13 protein-coding genes are annotated in these 18,161 nt (G+C 43.4%); 3 read left to right on the top strand and 10 right to left on the bottom strand.

Annotation, left to right across the window (positions count from 1 at the left end):
• Window positions 1–32 precede the first annotated feature (32 nt).
• The 3 genes from xthA to emrD form a co-directional block, all read right to left on the bottom strand.
• Entirely contained in the window at window positions 33–839 is an 807-nt protein-coding gene (xthA, locus tag BCU34_RS08505; RefSeq protein ID WP_019824400.1) for an exodeoxyribonuclease III, read from the bottom strand.
• A gap of 170 nt (window positions 840–1,009) precedes the next feature.
• Window positions 1,010–3,100, bottom strand: coding sequence for a S9 family peptidase (locus BCU34_RS08500; RefSeq protein ID WP_170960866.1), 2,091 nt, complete (start codon window positions 3,098–3,100; stop codon window positions 1,010–1,012).
• A gap of 336 nt (window positions 3,101–3,436) precedes the next feature.
• The gene (gene emrD, locus BCU34_RS08495) at window positions 3,437–4,642 is read right to left on the bottom strand and encodes a multidrug efflux MFS transporter EmrD (protein WP_102480691.1); all 1,206 of its coding nucleotides are present in this window, start codon (window positions 4,640–4,642) and stop codon (window positions 3,437–3,439) included.
• A 498-nt stretch (window positions 4,643–5,140) separates the two neighbouring features.
• Between emrD and BCU34_RS08490 the strand changes: the two genes are divergently transcribed.
• Window positions 5,141–7,258, top strand: a complete 2,118-nt coding sequence (locus BCU34_RS08490; RefSeq protein WP_102480690.1) for a methyl-accepting chemotaxis protein — start codon at window positions 5,141–5,143, stop codon at window positions 7,256–7,258.
• A gap of 127 nt (window positions 7,259–7,385) precedes the next feature.
• Here BCU34_RS08490 and BCU34_RS08485 read toward each other — a convergent pair whose 3' ends face one another.
• The 5 genes from BCU34_RS08485 to dinG all read right to left on the bottom strand — a co-directional run bounded on the left by BCU34_RS08485 (window position 7,386) and on the right by dinG (window position 12,261).
• Complete coding sequence (locus tag BCU34_RS08485; protein WP_102480689.1) at window positions 7,386–8,519, bottom strand: cupin domain-containing protein; 1,134 nt, start codon at window positions 8,517–8,519, stop codon at window positions 7,386–7,388.
• 28 nt (window positions 8,520–8,547) lie between these two features.
• Window positions 8,548–8,718 (bottom strand): pleiotropic regulatory protein RsmS, encoded by a 171-nt coding sequence (rsmS, locus tag BCU34_RS08480; protein WP_017111064.1) that lies wholly within the window; start codon window positions 8,716–8,718, stop codon window positions 8,548–8,550.
• Window positions 8,708–9,256 carry a primosomal replication protein gene (locus BCU34_RS08475; protein WP_102432534.1) on the bottom strand — a complete coding sequence of 183 codons (549 nt, stop codon included), beginning with the start codon at window positions 9,254–9,256 and terminating at the stop codon, window positions 8,708–8,710. Before BCU34_RS08475 ends, rsmS begins: the two co-directional genes overlap by 11 nt.
• 22 nt (window positions 9,257–9,278) lie before the next feature.
• Window positions 9,279–10,058 carry a sulfite exporter TauE/SafE family protein gene (locus BCU34_RS08470; RefSeq protein ID WP_048659683.1) on the bottom strand — a complete coding sequence of 260 codons (780 nt, stop codon included), beginning with the start codon at window positions 10,056–10,058 and terminating at the stop codon, window positions 9,279–9,281.
• Between the two features lie 127 nt (window positions 10,059–10,185).
• Window positions 10,186–12,261: an ATP-dependent DNA helicase DinG gene (gene dinG / locus BCU34_RS08465; protein WP_102480688.1), complete on the bottom strand. Its 2,076-nt coding sequence runs from the start codon at window positions 12,259–12,261 to the stop codon at window positions 10,186–10,188.
• Between the two features lie 515 nt (window positions 12,262–12,776).
• On the opposite strand from dinG, the gene BCU34_RS08460 reads away from it, so the two are divergent.
• Complete coding sequence (locus BCU34_RS08460; protein WP_102460945.1) at window positions 12,777–13,793, top strand: porin; 1,017 nt, start codon at window positions 12,777–12,779, stop codon at window positions 13,791–13,793.
• 137 nt (window positions 13,794–13,930) lie between these two features.
• Here BCU34_RS08460 and BCU34_RS08455 read toward each other — a convergent pair whose 3' ends face one another.
• Window positions 13,931–14,659 (bottom strand): pseudouridine synthase, encoded by a 729-nt coding sequence (locus BCU34_RS08455; protein ID WP_102480687.1) that lies wholly within the window; start codon window positions 14,657–14,659, stop codon window positions 13,931–13,933.
• Window positions 14,660–14,978: 319 nt separating this feature from the next.
• Between BCU34_RS08455 and BCU34_RS08450 the strand changes: the two genes are divergently transcribed.
• The gene (locus BCU34_RS08450) at window positions 14,979–17,204 is read left to right on the top strand and encodes an NADP-dependent isocitrate dehydrogenase (RefSeq protein WP_102480686.1); all 2,226 of its coding nucleotides are present in this window, start codon (window positions 14,979–14,981) and stop codon (window positions 17,202–17,204) included.
• A 329-nt stretch (window positions 17,205–17,533) separates the two neighbouring features.
• On the opposite strand, the gene cspD is transcribed toward BCU34_RS08450, so the two are convergent.
• Window positions 17,534–17,755: a cold shock domain-containing protein CspD gene (gene cspD, locus BCU34_RS08445; RefSeq protein WP_004736548.1), complete on the bottom strand. Its 222-nt coding sequence runs from the start codon at window positions 17,753–17,755 to the stop codon at window positions 17,534–17,536.
• Window positions 17,756–18,161: the final 406 nt, after the last annotated feature.

Genomic DNA, 18,161 nt, shown 5'->3' with positions numbered 1-18,161 from the left:
GTAGAAAATAGGGAGCATGAGCTCCCTATTTTCTACTTAAACGTCGACCAAATTGGTGCGTGGTCAGATGGCTTTTCAATGCCACGTAGTTCGTAGTCGATGCCTGCTTCAGTACACTTATCAGCAAGTTTCTGAGTTGCTAGGACTACATCAATACGTAGGCCGCGGTTGTCTACGAAACCTTTTGAACGGTAATCAAACCACGAGTATTGATCATTCACTTCAGGGTGCAGTAGACGGAAGCTATCCACAAAACCCCAATCCATTAGAGTTTTTAGCCATTCGCGTTCTTCAGGTTGGAAAGAGCACTTACCGGTTTTCAACCAACGTTTCGCATTAGGTTCACCAATGCCGATGTCTGCGTCGATAGGGCTGATATTAATGTCGCCCATCACGATCACTTGTTCATCTTTGTTGTGGTGATCGTTTAGGTAAGTCATCAAGTCTTTGTAGAACTCGCGTTTGTACGGGTATTTTGTTTCATGCTTGATGTTGTCCCCTTGAGGGAAGTAGCCATTTAGCACGGTAACCTTTTCACCATTTTCATCTTCAAACGTCGCCATGATCATGCGTTTTTGATGGTCTTCATTATCTGTTGGGAAACCCTTCTGAACTGAGATTGGCTCTTGCTTACACAACATTGCCACACCGTAGTGTGCTTTTTGGCCGTGGAAATAAACCTTGTAACCCATTGCTTCAACATCAGCAATTGGGAAGGCTTCATCGTGTACTTTTATCTCTTGCAGACCAATTACGTCCGGTTGGTGTTTGTCGATAACAGCTTGCAGTTGATGAAGGCGGGCTCTCAGGCCGTTGATGTTGAAGCTAATTACTTTCATTTGTTTTTATACCTCTCGTAAACCTTTGTCACTGCGAGTTTTCAAAGATTTTTTGATTTGGTGGATTTCATGGTTAATCGTATTTAACCATGCTTAATAATTTCTGTCGCCATTTTGTCGAGATTAAATGGCGACGTTAAGTTGTGTGAATACCTACAGTTACGCTGAGTCTACTGAGTTTTTAATAAGTCTAAAAAGAAGGCGTATTCAAGAGCATCTTCTTTTAATCGCTTAAATCGACCAGAAGCGCCACCGTGGCCGGCTTCCATATCGGTTTTGAACACCAGTACATTGTTGTCTGTTTTCATTTCACGCAGTTTCGCCACCCACTTCATTGGCTCAAAGTATTGTACTTGTGAATCATGTAGGCCTGTTGTCACCAACATGTTCGGATAGTTTTGTACCTTAACGTTGTCGTACGGTGAGTAACTTAGCATGTAGTCATAGTAGGTTTTATTGTTAGGGTTGCCCCATTCGTCGTATTCGTTAGTCGTAAGAGGGATCGACTCATCAAGCATGGTTGTTACCACATCGACAAACGGAACATGTGCTCCAATGCCTCTATATAATTCAGGAGCTTGGTTGATGATCGCTCCCATAAGTAGACCGCCTGCCGAACCGCCTACCGCAAATACTTTATCTTTAGCGCCATAACCTTCTTCAACTAGGCCCTTAGTTACATCGACAAAGTCATTAAATGTGTTTTGTTTGGTCAGCTTTTTGCCGTCTTCATACCAAGGGCGCCCTAGCATTTCTGAACCGCGGATGTGAGCGATCGCAAAAACGAAGCCTCTATCAAGCAGGCTGAGACGAGTCGAGCTGAAGGTCGGTTCAATGGTTGAACCGTAAGATCCGTAGCCGTATTGGTAAATTGGGTTAGTGCCGTCTTTTTTGAATAAGTCTTTGCGATAGACCAAAGAGACAGGTACTTGCTTACCATCGCGAGCCGTTACCATGATTCGCTCTGATTGATAGTTATCCGCTTTGAAATCACCTAATACGGGTGTTTGCTTCTTGATTTCAGACTCACCTGTACTTAGGTCGAAATCATAGTAAGTTCCAGGCGTAGTCAAGCTGCTGTAATAGATTCGAACTTTTGAGTTATCTAACTCATAGTTACTCGTTAAGTAAGCGGCAAAAGCGGTGTCGTTAAATTTAAGTGGGAACTCTTTACCTGTTGAGAGTTGGCGAACCGTGACTTTAGACAAGCCATCCGCACGTTGCTCGTAAACAAGATGGTCATCAAACAACTCGAAATCAACAAGCTGAGTGTTATCGTCTGCTGCAATGACATCGACCCATTTTGAGCGGTCATGCATCTCTTCGGCTGCGACTTTCATTAAACGAAAGTTGACCGCTTGGTAGTTGGTATAAATGTAATACCAATCACTCAATTTAGCGATGCTGTACTCTATGCCTGTCTCTTTTGGGTAAAAAGCTTCGGCTTTAGCCTTTGGGTTGTTGGCATCGATGACTGAAACACCACTGGTTCCTGTGCTCGAGTGCCAAATGTAGACCTGTTCACCATCTTTGCTTTTACTCAAAGAGGTGTAGTAAGCGCTGTCGGTTTCTTCGTAGATTAACTCATCGCTTGTTTGAGGTGTGCCTAATACATGGCGGTAGACTTGGTAACCCAGCAGCGTTTGTGGATCTTTCTTGATGTAGTAGAAGGCTTGGTTATCGTTTTGCCACGCGATAGCACTTGAAGCACCTTCAATTTCATCTTTTAGGTATTCACCAGTGGTGAGGTCTTTGATCTTGATGGTGTAAATTCGGCGGCTCAGCGTATCTTCGCCATAGGCCAACAAGTTTTCGTCTGGGCTGATCGTTAAGCCACCAATACTGAAGAATTCATGTTCTTTTGCTAGTTCGTTAACGTCTAAGATGACTTGCTTGTCTGTGCCTAAAAAGTCTTTTTCACGCAAGTGAACTGGGTATTCGTTGTCACCTGTAACTTTATTCGAGTAGTAGTAGCTGCCTTTGCGCACCGGTACCGAATTGTCGTCTTTCGCGATTCGGCCTTTTATCTCTTCAAATAACTGTTTTTGTGTTGATTCTGTATGCTTCAGCACGGTCTCTGCGTACTGGTTCTCTTGTTCAAGATGTTGCAAGATCTCTGGATCTTGGCGTTCATCATCACGCATCCAGTAGTAATTATCGATTCGAGTATCACCATGAATCGTCATTGCATGAGGGACTTTCTTAGCAACAGGAGCTTGTGTCTGCTGAGCGACGAGTTGCGATGGAGAGTAGTGTTTCATGGTTGTTATTCCTTGATTGCTGCATCCGGCAACAAGCGCGGCCGATACGGCTAATGTGGTTAAAGCGAAACGCATCTGTAGATCCTTAGTGTGCACCTTACTCGTTTTAATGCCAGCATCCTTTAGTTAGTGGTTAGTTTTCTTCCAGTGATGTTATTTATAATTGGATTCTGGATATGCACTTTCAACGTAAGTGTCTGTTATTGTTTTCAAAAAATCAAAGTAATGTTAAATGAAATTTAGGCAAGCGTGAGGTGAGGGAAAACGGGCAACAAAAAAGGGACACACTTATCAATATGTCCCTTTTCTTCGTTTGGGGTGGATTCGAGCTTTACTTTAGATAGCCAATGGCATTTCGTTTGAGTGGTCAGGCTTGCGATTGACCCAACGTAAACCAAGCATCACGATAAATGACATAGCAATCATCAGGCAACCGAGCGGCAGTTGATCTTGAGCTGGGAAGAACGATGCCAATAGTGTTGCGATACCAGCACCTAGGTTCTGCATACCCCCTAAGATCGCGCCTCCTGTACCTGCGTGGTATGGGAATGGCGAAAGTGCTCCCGTTGTTGCTGCTGGGAATAAGATACCAGCGCCCAAGAAGTAAATGGTTGCACCGCCAATCAAAGTTAATGCTGTTGTTTGACCAAACAGACCCGGTATCAGCACCACGGCTGAACCGACTAAGATCGATACTAGGCCAACATTCAGTGCGCGACGCTCAGAGCGACGTTGTGCGATGTAACTCGATAGACCAGCACCCACTAAGTAACCCGGAATAGGCAAAACAAACAACAAGCTGACTGTGGTTGCAGGTAAACCCAGTACGCCACCAAGTAATACACCAGCCGCGGCTTCAAATACTGCGACCCCCGCGAATGTTGCTACTAGAACTAGTAGTAAACCTTGGAAGCGTTTGTCAGACAGAACGAATTTGTAGCTGTTTACAACAGACTCATTTTTGCGTCGTTCTTTTGGCAGAGTTTCCATCATGCTCGTCATCATGGTGATCACAACCGCGATACCGAACAGCGCGAGGAACAAGTAGCTAGAACGCCAACCGAAAGCTTCTGTTAAGTAACCGCCCAAAACAGGAGCCATCAATGGTGAGAAAATCACACACATGCTGATTAAGCTATTTGCACGGTGCAGTTCTGCGCCTTCAAAACAGTCACGAGTCAATGTTCGAGACATCGCACCGCCACAACCAATGCCTAAGCCTTGGATAAAGCTACCCGCTAGGAACCATTGATACTCATGAGCGAATAAGGCTACCAAAGTACCTATGATGTAGATGATCAAACCTACCACGATGATAGGTTTACGACCTAGGCGATCAGAAAGCGGGCCGTAGACAAATTGCGACAGACCATAAGGGATCAAGTAGCACGCCATCACAGCTTGAAGTGAAGACGCAGAAACCAAGAACTCACCCGCCATATGACCGATAGAAGGCACGTACATCGTTTGAGTCATTTGACCTACGGCTGTCAGAATAGCGATTAAAAAGGTAAGTTTCGCTAATGGAAACGAGGCAGACATTTGCGTATCTCTCCAAAAATTAAAGACGTAAAAAGCCTTAGCACTCCATTAAAGAGAGCCAAAAGAATAAAGTATTCAGGGAATCTAGGCGCGAGATATTAGAGCTTGATTGCCGACTTAGCAATCAAAAAATGTGAAGTTGATCAAGATAAAAACCTATAACTTGGATTAGAAAAAGTAATCCGAAATTGCGGCGTTTTAAAGATGTAGGGAGAGTCAGCTTCCTTGAAATATCGATGCTAGGTTATACCCAAAATGTTAGAGCAATAGGCCTATTGGCAATGATTGTATGAGTAGATTATTTTGAAATCGCAGAAGCAATAGGTAAAAGGCATGGCTTGTTAACATTTATGTAAACTTTCGTTTTATATGTAAGCGATTTGTGCTGTAATTATTCGCTAAGCTATTCGTCTAACTCATTTACATTGTGTACAGAAATTTGTTGTCGGTGTGATAGTTATGGTTATGGAAGTCTTTTGGCTTAAATAAGGATATTAAATGCGCTCTCTATCGGTACAGTGGAAAATAACTCTCTTAGCAGGTTGTTGCCTAATCATTACTTCACTGTCTCTTATTGGTTTCTCGATCTACAACGCAACGAGTAATCAACAAGTCATCAAATCTCAAAGCTCAGAATCAGTTATCAATAAAACTCAGCAGTTATTGGCGTCTGTTTCTCAGCTCAATGCTCAAGAAACTCAACGTTACGTCGACGAAGCTATTTATCGTGCTGAGATGCTAGCGGCGAATGCTCAGTTTCTAAAGAACAATGCCGATGAAAACTTTACCCCAAGTGAAGAGCTTCGTACTGCGTTGGACGAAATGGTGCGTCGTTCAGTTTTAAACTTTGATTCGATCCAAGGGGCTTACTTAGTCTTTAAACCAGACTTGCTCGATAGTGAAGACGCGAACTATGTGGATGCCGATTATGTCGGCTCTAACGAAAAAGGCCGTTTTGCACCTTATTGGAAGGTGGCAGACAACGGTGAGAATGTTCTGCCGAACGTGCTTTCAGAATCTATATTGAGTGATGACGGCAACAGTGAACGTTTCTACTGTCCTTTGTCATCAGGGCAAACCTGTATTAGTACACCAAGGGTTGTAAACAGCGGGGGTAAAACCTTACTTACTTCTTCAATCTCAGTGCCAATTTTAGTCGATGATACGGCGATTGGTTTTCTTGGGATTGACCTAAGGTTAGATGGCTTAACCAATGTAGTGACTCAATCTGATCAAAGCTTGTTCGATGGCGCAGGTGCAGTTTACGTGGTGAGCCTAGACGGTTCTGTTATTGCTTCTGATGATTCAAGCATTGCAGTTGGTTCGAGCTTCCAAAGTAACAACACAAACAGCGACTTGATGACCGATTTTATCTTTGGTGGCGAAGTGACAACGCAATGGAGTGAGAACGGTGAGTGGTTACTCGCATTTGCTCCAGTTGTTGCGGCTAACCAAACTTGGGGCGTGTTGTTCGAGATCCCAAGAGAGAGTGTTGTCGCTGATGCAAATAAATTGGATTCCATCATTAGCACTAAGTTAAGTGAAGGCATTAAGACGGAAGTAATTGCCGGTACCGTGTTCACTTTCTTTGGTCTAGCCATTATCGCATTTGCTTCACTTTCAATTGTTAAGCCTATTCGACAAGTGGTCGAGCGACTTAATGATATCGCTTCTGGTGAAGGTGATTTGACTCAGCGTTTGGAAGTGAAATCTCAAGACGAAATTGGTCAGTTATCTAAAGGGTTTAACTTATTCTTAGATACGCTACAACACACGATCAAAGAAGTTATCCATACCACTGAACAAGTGGCGAGTACGACCAGTCAGGCTAAAGCATCGGCATCAAGCACTCGAGAGAGTAGTGAATCTCAGTTTAAAGAAGTCGATCTGGTAGCAACAGCGGCAGAAGAGATGACTCAAACTGCGGGCTTAGTGGTACAAAATGCAGAAGTGGCCGTTGATGCAGCGTGCGAAGCGAATCGTTCAGCTCAACAAGGGCAACAAGTCATTGAGCTCTCAGCTGGTGAAATGAGAAAGCTGGTGGAGCGTATGTCGAGCGCTGTACCTATTGTTGAAGAATTGGCAAAAAACAACGGCAACATCACCGAGATATTAAGTGTTATTGAAGGGATCTCTGAGCAAACTAACTTACTGGCATTGAATGCGGCTATTGAAGCGGCGAGGGCGGGTGAACAAGGTCGAGGTTTTGCTGTTGTTGCGGATGAGGTAAGAAATCTCGCAAGTCGCACACAGTCATCGGTTGGTGAGATCAGAGCGGTGATCGATAAGGTTCATGCTGGAACTCAAGATGTCGTTGAAGCGATACAAGAAGGCAATATACTTGCAAACGACACAGCACTCCACGTTCAGAAAGCAGTTGAAGATCTGGGTTCGATCTTTACTTCTATTGAGGCGATCAGTGATATGAACAGTCAGATCGTTCGAGCAGCCGAAGAGCAACAATCGGTTTCCGGTGAAGTAAATCAAAGCGTGGTTAATATTCGCGATTTGAGTGCGAAGATCTTGGAGCAAGCCGCAGCTTCTGAGCAAGTCGGTAATGAGATTGACGAACTGTCTCAACAACAACAGAAGTTGGTTAATCAGTTCAAGGTATAGTTTTTCAAGGTATAAGCATTAAGCCTTAACTAATTCTTGAATAGAAAAAGGGACAAATGAAGATTTCATTTGTCCCTTTTTTATTTGTTGCTTTAGAAGATGGTCAATAACCAGCGGTTGACGCTGCTTACTCTTCGATAAACCAGTAGCCTTTGTTCACCAGTTCAGTCACGACCGTTACGCCCGAAGGAGATAGAGCAGCAGCTGAAGTAATCAAGGTTTCATCGCAAAGTGTGTTGAGTAATGAAGAGTCCGCTTCATCAACCTTAACCACTTCGCCATTGATGTAAGCCGTGTTGTTTTCATTTTCGTGGTAGAGCGCCTTTAAGCCAGATACACGGTGGATTTCACCTTCAGACTCTAAATGTTGAGCAATCTCTTCTTGAGTCCATAATGGCTCAGGAGCGACGATATCAAGTTGGTGGCGTGATTGGCTTAGCAGACAACCCATGAATTCACTGATGGTTTCAGGTTGCTCTAGTGCAGATTTCAACATGTCAGTGAGATTGCTTAAATCCGATGAACGAATTTTTCCGTAGCCTTCTTGCGTTTTGAATTCTGGATCGTGCAGGTGTACGTCACCCATATCATGAGCAAGCACAAAATCGGCAAAGTTGCTGATTAGCTCTTGTTCTTTAGGGGAACGGTAGCCAATAGAGTAGCTCATCGACGGCTCTAATGTGTTCCCTTCATGTGGGAAACCTGGCGGGATATAAAGGATATCGCCCGGCTCTAAGGTTTCATCAATGATTGGCTCAAAGCCTTCTATTTGGCGTAGAGCAGACGCTTGAACGGTCTCTTTGTACTGACCAACATCTTTCGCGCCCACTTTCCATTGACGTTTACCTTGGCCTTGAATGATGAATACATCGTATTGATCAATATGAGGGCCAACACCGCCTTCAGGTGCTGAGTAGCAAATCATGAGATCGTCGAACAACCAGTTTGGTAATTGTTGGAACGCTTCAGTCAGCTGATTTGCACCTTGATGCCAATGGTTGGCTGCTTGAACGATCAATTGCCAATGTGTTTCAGTGAGTTCACCAAACTTCTCTTCAGTGAATGGACCGTGTTCGGCTGTCCATTTGTTGTCGAGGTTAGAAACAAAGCGAGAATCCACTTCTTCTTCCATCGATAAACCAGCAAGTTCTTCCGGCGAAATTGGGTCGACGAAGTTCTGGAAGCCACCTTTTAAGATGGTTGGTTTCTTATGCCAGTAATTTTCAAGAAACTCGGGCATAGAAAAGCTAAGTTGGTACATGTGAATCCTGTATATTTTTTGCTAGATGCTAGATGCTAGATGCTAGTTTGGCTTGTAAATCTTGCTGGACAATCTTAATTGCTTCTAACGCCACCTTTGGGTCGATCTCGTTGCTTTCGAGTAAGTAGATCAAGTCGACAGCTAACTTAACTTCTTCAGGTGCGTTATCCAGTGGTGATGATGTGTTATCAGTGCTCATTTCGCGTAGGGTTCTCTAAGTTAATCAATCTCTCAATGTTCTTCATTGAGTCCTCACAGCGTTCCAATCGTTCTTTTGCGAGTTGCCAAGCCTCTTCCGCTTTTTTCTTATGGTGGCGTGGCGCTGAATCAAACGCTAACTTTCGTGTTTGAACTAAATCGACGAGCCGCTTTTGCCAATCTTGGTGTTGTGCGAGTTCGTTGTATAAGTCGTTTAAGCTTTTTCCTGATTTACTTTTCCTGTCTAGGCGCAAATCGTGATTGGCTAACTCTCGTTGAATCGCTGCAATCTGGTTGGTCAGCCTTTCAGTCAGGTAATTCGCTCGTGATGAAGTGAGTTGATTGGTGCTCTGTTCACGAATAATGGTGTTATAAGTTGCCTGAGTTTCAAGGGCATAAGGAAGAAGAGTCGATGCTCCACACTTAAACAAGGCTCTATCAAACAGTGCTTGATGATAAGCGCCACGAGACTTATCGACCTGAGAGCAATGGCCAATCAAGGTATCAATAACGCTTTTTAGCTTTGAAAACTGATTCATTTTGCTTCTCGTTTGTTGGTGGCTATAAGTTTACAAACCACGCTTCGTAAGCCAGTTTAATTGCAAGTACGCTTACAACTGTAACAAAAACCGGTCGTATAAACGTCGCACCAAAACGAATTGCAGAGTGTGCCCCTACAAACGCTCCGGCCATTAAGCAAACACCCATGGTTAAACCAAGAACCCAATCAATATGACCAAGAATTGCAAAGGTCACTAAAGAAGTGAAGTTACTGGTAAAGTTCATTGCTTTGGATAGGCCTGAAGCAAGCAAGATATTTAGGCGGTAAAGAGCCATAGAACTTACTGTCCAAAACGCGCCAGTTCCCGGGCCTGCGACGCCATCGTAAAAGCCCAGAATGAATCCTTGGTACTTTTGCTTTTTCTTCAGCACAGGACAAGGTTTCGGTGACACGTTGTGATTGGCATTCGGCGTCTTGTGAAAAATGGTATAGACCGCTGCAGCAAGAATAACTAATGGTAGTACTTTCTCTAACCACTCAGTGCTGATTGCATCAACTGTTAAAGTACCAATTGTTGCACCTATCAAGGTGGCGATGAATGCATTGATCCAACATTCTGGCTTAAATAGCTTTTTGCGATAGTAAGTAAAAGCCGCTGTCGATGAGGCAAACGTTGCAGCGAGCTTGTTCGTCCCTAGCGCGATATGTGGCGGCAGGCCAAGCGACAGTAAAGCTGGAACGGTTAACATCCCACCACCACCGGCGACGGCATCAATAAAGCCCGCTGCAAATGCAACCAGAGCGAGGATAACCAACATGGTTGGCTCAATCATTTCCATAAATAGCTAGTGTTCTCGTTATCGGCTGTTAGGGCAGCCACACGAATAATCGATGGATTAATCATGTTGGGTTGTGAATGCAGGGCCTAGCGATAACTGGCCCATAACTACCTTTCGGGTAGGAAAATTAGTATTTTATTGTTCTTTTAAAAGGCGGTAGTGAGTCGAGTAGGGATTTCCCGTATCGCTTCGTGACTATGCGTCTATCAAGGATCGTGACTTTACCAGAATCTCGTTCCTTACGCAGTAGTCTACCGACAGATTGAATAAGCTTTTTACTCGCTTCTGGAACAGTAATCTGCATAAAAGGATTACCGCCACGTGATTCAATATATTCTGAATGTGCTTGTTCTACAGGTGACGTAGGAACGCCAAAAGGAATCTTAGTAATAACTAGGTTTTCAAGAAGCTCTCCAGGTAGATCAAGACCCTCTGAAAAGCTGCCAGTTCCAAAAAGAACGCTTGTTTTACCTTGGTCTATGAGTTTTTTATGTTTTTTTAGGATTTCGGTGCGTGAAGTATCACCTTGAACCTGTAAAGCCCATGACTTTTTAACGAAATCTGTTGCCAAAGCTTCTGCAACTTTATTCATTTGCCAGTAAGAAGAGAATAGAACGAGATTGGCTTTGTTGTCTTCTATTACCTTAGGCAAAATTTCAATAAGATATTCGGTAAACTGAGGCGCTTGCGGTTCGTATTTCATAGCTCGCACGATCAGCTCTGCTTGATTCTGATAATCAAACGGTGATGCCAAAGCCAGAAACTGCACGCCATCGTCTTCTTTTTGACTGATTCCTGCTTGGTGACAGAAAAAGCTGAAGGAGTTGAGTGCTCTCATGGTCGCGGAAACAAGCACCGCACCGACACAACGGCTCCAAATCTGTTGGTCAAGCTGCCAGCCAACTTCGAGTGGTGAAACATTGACAACAAAATCGCCTTCGCTCTCTTTATTGAGTTCAAGCCAGCGCGCCAAAGGGGCTCCTTTTTCTCGTTTAGGCTCGGCCATTAAGCGCCAAACCTGCGCAAGGTTTTCTGTTCTTTGTATATAGAAGCCGATTTCAGCAAGCGCGGGCTCGGCTAATTTTGCTGAAAGTTCTCCATCTTTAACACGTTCAGCAATAAGGTCTGCAATCTTCGCAACCGCTTGGCTCGCCTTTTGTGTGAGTTGCTTGAGATCTTTAGATTCATTCTCTAGCCACTCAGGTAAGTCACCATGTTCAAAACGGTACAATCCATCTTCAAAATGGGTGGCGTCAAACTGCTTGCTTAGCTGAGTCAGAGTAGGAATCAGCTGTTGTACAGAATCCTGCAATTCATTTCTAAATCGACCCACTCGCTTTTCGTCCGCTAAGCCTGAAAGTTTGGTTATCGATTGGTTTAAACGCTCTAACCATGAAGCGGCACCTTTTAGACTTGCCGCCGCAGAAGAGTGATCTCGGGCTACGTGTGGTAAGTGGTGAGCCTCATCGAATATATAGATGCTGTTTTCTGGCTCAGGCAGTATTACGCCGCCACCTAAGTCAGCATCAGCCATCACTAAACTGTGATTGGCGATAATCACGTCTGCTTTATCTAGCTCTGAGCGCGCTTTTTGGAAAGGGCAGTCTCTATGAGTAGGCATACTGTTATTACAGCTGTGCTTATCACTGACAATCATTTGCCAAATCATGTTGTCGATTGGTTTCGGCCATGAATCACGGTCACCATCCCATTTTCCTTGAGTTAAACTGCGGTACATGGTTTGTAATTGTTCGATGTCCTTTTGCTTTGGCTTGGATTCGAACATAGCCATCTGACCACCATCAACCCCACAAGCAGCGGCTAGTTTCTCGGCACAGCAATAACGCTGTCTGCCTTTGGCGAGTATAAAAGAGAACTCTCTATCAGTCAGTCTTCTATATAGAGGGAGATCTTTATTTACGAGCTGTTCTTGAAGTGCAACCGTCGCCGTTGAAATGACGATTTTTCGATTGTTGAGTACTGCAACAGGAATCGTTGCCATTAAGTAAGCCAGTGATTTGCCGATCCCTGTCCCGGCTTCTGCAACGATCATGCGATTACTTTTGTGGTATTGACCACAAAGTGTCTTCGCTATTTCTGCAACAAGGTAATTTTGAGCACGTCTAGGTACAAAGTTGTCCAACTGATCTTGGAGGTTTTGATAACTGGTGCGAATAGAATTTTGAATTTTAGTAGTTAGCATACTGTGACCTACGTAGCGGAGCGAGGATAGTAGCACATATCACTAGTCGGTACATTTACGGCGAAATAGCTTGCTTTTGAATCAAAGGTAGATCTTGTTCACAAAAAAAAACTGAACCATCAGGAACTTAACTATTTTATTTATGTTGCGAAATATAAATATTAAAAAAGACTGGCTTGTAGGTGTTAAGTTCTGAAATTTGGCTTCATTGTGAACTGTTTGTGGTTTTAAGTTCTGTTTGTTACATTTTTTGGATTATTATATTTGCTGATAAAACTAAGGATAAGCTGCTCGTAAAATGATGAAAAAAATGTAAGTGATTGATTTTAATTGTTTTGTGTTTTTTTAGGTTTGTTTTTAGTTTATTTGACACGCAGGATAATCTTTTGCAATCTAGACCCCGAAATTTAGTGACGGTGATTAACCAACAAAGAGTGGTAATGACCAGTCGCAAAAAATAAAAAAAGGGAACCGGGCAAGGATCTCCCATTCTTAGAAAAGGCAGTGGATTTATTATGAAAAAGACTCTATTAGCGCTAACAATCGCAGCAGCTTCAACTTCAGCTTTCGCGAACGTAGGCCTAGGCAACGCAAAACCAACATTTGAATTTGACCCAATGCACAAAGAGCAGTTCTCTGTTTCTGGTTCAGTTGGTCTTGGTGGTTACTACGACACTAAAACTAAAGCTATGTATGATGACTGGGCAACAGCTCTTACTTTAGCAGTTAGCTACAAAAACAACCGAGTATTAGGTTACTTCGAAACTGATTTCGAACTTAACTGGTCAACGGATGAGAGAAAAACTTACGACAAAGTTAAGAAAAAAGGTATCAAAAACGATTTCGGTACTGACGTAGATAAAGCTTGGTTGGGTTTCGACACTGGTGTTGGTGTTCTTTCTTACGGTTGGGAAAATGACACAGCTCTTGATAAAGTAGACGGCGCTGGTGACTTTACTTACGAGTTCGGTTCTTCTGCTGGTGATGCATCTGACCAATACAACGTAGTTAAATTCCAAGGCGCGACTTCTGGCTTTGCTTACGGTGTGTCTTACTTTGAAACTGATGACGATCACGATGCTGCTGATAAAGGCGTGAACGGTTACGTTGGTTTTGAAAGCGAAGTTGTAAACGTATACGGTGGTTACGAAACTCGTGATGATGCTGATTACCAAGTTTACTCTTTATCTGGTAACTCTAAAATTGGTGAGCTAGACTTAGGTGTTAACTTCTGGATCAATGAAGGTGCAGATGACGTTGCTAAAAATACTTCTAACCTAGAAACGGTTGGTTACTACCTGTCTGCTGCTTACCCAGTAACTGAACAGCTGACTCTTGCTGGTGGTTACAACGCTAACTCTACTACAGCAGATGGCGTAGCTGACAAAGATAACTCTCGTCTAAATATCGCAGCAATGTATACGCTTAACGACCGCGTAGATATGGGTATCGATATCCTACAAGACGTCGACGCTGGTAAAGGCAACGACGAAGAAACTGCAGTATTTGCTGCAATGTTCTACAGCTTCTAATAGTTACTTAATCAGTAATTGTTAATGTTGATAAAAGCCAGTCTGATGACTGGCTTTTTTGTGTCTGATATTTGTCAACGCATATAAAAATGGCCGCTAGTTTGAGCGGCCATTTTTATATTCTCGGTATTTAGACTTTAAATCTCTTTCCACTCGCCAGGCTGAAGCTGACCTACATTCATGTCACCCATTGAATAACGAATAAGGCGCAGAGTAGGGAAGCCAATATGGGCTGTCATGCGTCTAACCTGACGGTTACGCCCTTCAATGATAGTAATCGCTAACCATGTTGTCGGTATTGCCGCTCTGAAACGCACTGGCGGGGTTCTTTCCCACACAACAGGTTCAGACATCACCTCAACCTGAGCAGGCAGTGTCATACCGTCTTTTAGCTCGACACCTTTTCTCAATTTATCTAAATCTTCCTCAGAAGGTGCGCCTTCAACCTGTACCCAGTAAGTCTTTGGGGATTTTGAGTTGGGTTGAGTGAGCTTCGCTTGAAATATCCCATCATTGGTCAAGACCATTAACCCTTCGCTGTCGCGGTCAAGGCGACCTGCAGCATAAACGTCTTTCACTGGAATAAAGTCAGCTAGCGTTTTTCTCCCTTCGCCATCTGTAAATTGGCTGAGAGTATCGAAAGGCTTGTTGAACAGAATTACTTTGCGATCTTCGAGTGCCACCTTAGGTTTCGCATTGGTAGGTTTACCTTTATATCGGTGCTTACTGGAGTGCGTTTTTTTGTACGAACTGCCAGTGTTATTTTTATCACTGCTTCGGTTCTGTCTATTACCGCTTTGTTTTAATTTGGCGCCAGAACGAGCCGGTTTGTCTGAATGAGATGCGCTGCGTGAGCGAGTAGACATGTTAACTACCTTGCAAAAATGTAAACGAAGTGTGCTGAAAAGTTTTCACTGAAACGGAATTGAGCTATCATTTGCGCGCCTAAAAGACACAAAATAGAACAAGTTTATGGACTCTTGAGCCTGATTTGTTTAATTATACCTACGTGTTTTATTATAACAACGCACTCACGGATTTGGTTCATGCGGTCATTAGATTGCATGAAAAATAAGATAGAGTACGACTATCGAGTAAGCAGTTTTCACTTTTAGAGTGGCTTACTGGTCAATTTATAACACTCTCACTATTCAAGTGAGCTTGTAAGAACTATAGGGAAATTTCATGCCTACTGAAAAACCAACGATCATCTATACCATTACAGACGAAGCTCCGGCGCTAGCAACTTACTCTCTGCTGCCAATCATTCAATCTTTTACAGCGTCTTCTGGTATTAACGTTGATACTCGCGACATTTCACTTGCAGGGCGCATTATTGCCAACTTCCCTGACTACTTGAACGAAGAGCAACGTATTGGTGATGCATTAGCAGAACTAGGTGAATTGGCTAAGACACCTGAAGCGAATATTATCAAGCTTCCAAACATCTCTGCATCTGTACCTCAGCTGCAAGCAACAATCAAAGAACTACAGTCAAAAGGCTACGCACTTCCAAACTACCCAGAAGAAGCAAACACTGACGAAGAGAAAGCAGTTAAAGCGACTTACGATAAGATCAAGGGTAGTGCAGTAAACCCAGTATTGCGTGAAGGTAACTCAGACCGCCGTGCACCTCTTTCAGTTAAAAACTACGCGAAGAAAAACCCGCACTCAATGGGGGCTTGGTCAGCAGATTCTAAGTCGCATGTTGCAAGCATGGAAGATAAAGACTTCTTCGGTAGCGAAAAATCGACAACAATCAACGGTGCGACAGAAGTAAGCATCGAGTTTGTAGGTAAAGATGGCGCTAAGAAAACATTGAAGCCAGCATTTGCACTGCAAGATAAAGAGATCATCGATGCTTCAGTAATGAACAAAGCCGCACTAGTAGCATTCTTTGAAAAAGAAATCGCATCAGCGAAAGAGCAAGGCGTACTGCTTTCTCTACACATGAAAGCAACCATGATGAAAGTCTCTGACCCTGTTATCTTTGGTCACGCGGTTAAGGTTTACTACAAAGACGTTTTCGCTAAACACGGTCAGCTTTTTGAAGAGCTAGGTGTTGATGTTAACAACGGCATCGGTGATGTATACGCTAAGATCGCGTCACTGCCTCAAGATCAAAAAGCGGCAATCGAAGCTGACGTACAAGCGGTTTACGAGACTCAACCGCCACTAGCGATGGTTGATTCGGATCGTGGTATTACCAATCTACACGTACCAAGCGATATCATTGTTGATGCATCTATGCCGGCAATGTTGCGTTCTTCTGGTCAAATGTGGGATCCAGAAGGTAAGCAAAAAGATACCAAAGCAATGATCCCAGATCGCAGCTACGCGAGCATCTACCAAGCGGTTATTGATTTCTGTAAAGAGAACGGCGCGTTCGATCCAACAACGATGGGTAGCGTACCAAACGTTGGCTTGATGGCTCAAAAAGCCGAAGAGTACGGTTCTCACGATAAGACTTTCATCCTTGAAGCTGCTGGTCAGGTTCAAGTTGTTGACGCTGCAGGCGCTGTGCTTCTAGAGCAAGACGTAGAGGAAGGCGATATCTTCCGTATGTGTCAGGTTAAAGATGCACCAATCCAAGATTGGGTTAAGCTTGCGGTAACGCGTGCTCGTGCATCGGGTGTTCCAGCGGTATTTTGGTTAGATGCGTCTCGTGCACATGATGCTCAGCTTATTAAGAAAGTTGAAGCGTACCTTCCTGAATACGATACCGATGGTCTTGAAATTAAGATCCTTGCTCCACTTGAAGCGACTCAATACTCACTGGTTCGTATCAAAGAAGGCCTAGATACAATTTCGGTTACTGGTAACGTATTACGTGATTACCTAACAGACTTGTTCCCGATTCTAGAGCTTGGTACATCAGCTAAGATGCTATCGATTGTTCCACTAATGAACGGTGGTGGTCTGTTTGAAACAGGTGCTGGCGGCTCTGCTCCTAAGCACGTGCAACAAGTAGAGAAAGAAAACCACCTGCGTTGGGATTCCCTAGGTGAATTCTTGGCATTGGCTGCATCTCTAGAGCACCTGAGCGTAGTAACAGGTAACGCTAAAGCACAAGTTCTTGCTGATGCGCTTGATAAAGCAACGGGTGAGTTCCTTGATAACAACAAGTCTCCTTCACGCCGAGTAGGTGAGCTTGATAACCGTGGTAGCCATTACTACCTAGCAGCTTACTGGGCTAAGGCGCTTGCTGAGCAAACGGCTGATGCTGATCTTGCTGCTGAATTCGCAGGTGTGGCAAGTCAACTAGCTGAAAGTGAAGAAGCTATTGTTGCAGAGCTGAACAACGCTCAAGGTGTGGCTGGCGACTTAGGTGGTTACTACCTACTTGACGATGCATTGGTTTCAACACTAATGCGCCCAAGCTCAACGCTAAACGCGTTTATTGATGCATAGTGATTGGGTTCATCGTTAGTCAGTCATGAACGTGATTTGCGAACGAGTGGCTTAGTCTGACAGATAAGTCATAGATAAAGTCAAAACCAAAGACGCTTTAACGACAACGTTAAAGCGTCTTTTTTGTTCATCTATAATACTCCTAAGATCTAACTTAATAAGAGTACATCCTCAAACGAATTGTTTAGTGAGCAACTTTAGAGATCCCAAAACGAAAAAACCGCTCACGTAATCCTGTATTACAGGTATTAAATGAGCGGTTTCAATATTCTGTTTACCAGTCAGCCTTTAATGAAGATTGACGGAGGTTAACATGAGTTGGCATTCGCCTATTTTGCGGCGCTGCCTTCTACAGGAACAACGGAGCTAGCATGCGAGCCTTTAGGTCCACTTTCTACTTCATAGTCGACCTGCTGACCCGCCTTCAAGGTTCGATAACCTTCCATTTGTATTGTGGAGTAGTGCGCGAAAATATCGCCGTCTTCACCTTCTGGACAAATAAAGCCAAACCCTTTGGCATTGTTAAACCATTTTACTGTACCTGTAGCCATGCTATACATCCCTCATGCATTTTGTTACTAACGTTGTTATATCAATTGTTGTAAGTGCGATTGATATCATTCCTACCAGCTAAAGAATTTCAGCTAATAGCTTGAATCTCGTACATTGCTTACGGAAATTAACGCTACCCTGCGTAATTATTCCTTATTGTTAATTTTTGAAGCGTGTTACTGATCTTAAATCATGTTGCAAAAATGTATTAAAAAACCTTTTAGCTCCAATGTAGCTAATGATTGAGCACAGTCAATAGTAAATTGGTATAAAAGTGATCAATTTTAATAACAAATCACATTCGAGATTAACTGCAAACTATTAACTAAATAGTAACTTAGCAGTGATCTTATCGTTAGTATCAATAGTTATGGCGTCTTTTTAATCAATCACATATGTTAATCC

The sequence above is a fragment of the Vibrio sp. 10N.286.45.E10 genome (assembly GCF_002874195.2).
GTDB classification, from domain to species: Bacteria; Pseudomonadota; Gammaproteobacteria; order Enterobacterales; family Vibrionaceae; genus Vibrio; species Vibrio crassostreae.
Note: the sequence above shows the minus strand (reverse complement) of the source record. Positions and strands in the feature narration are given on the sequence as shown.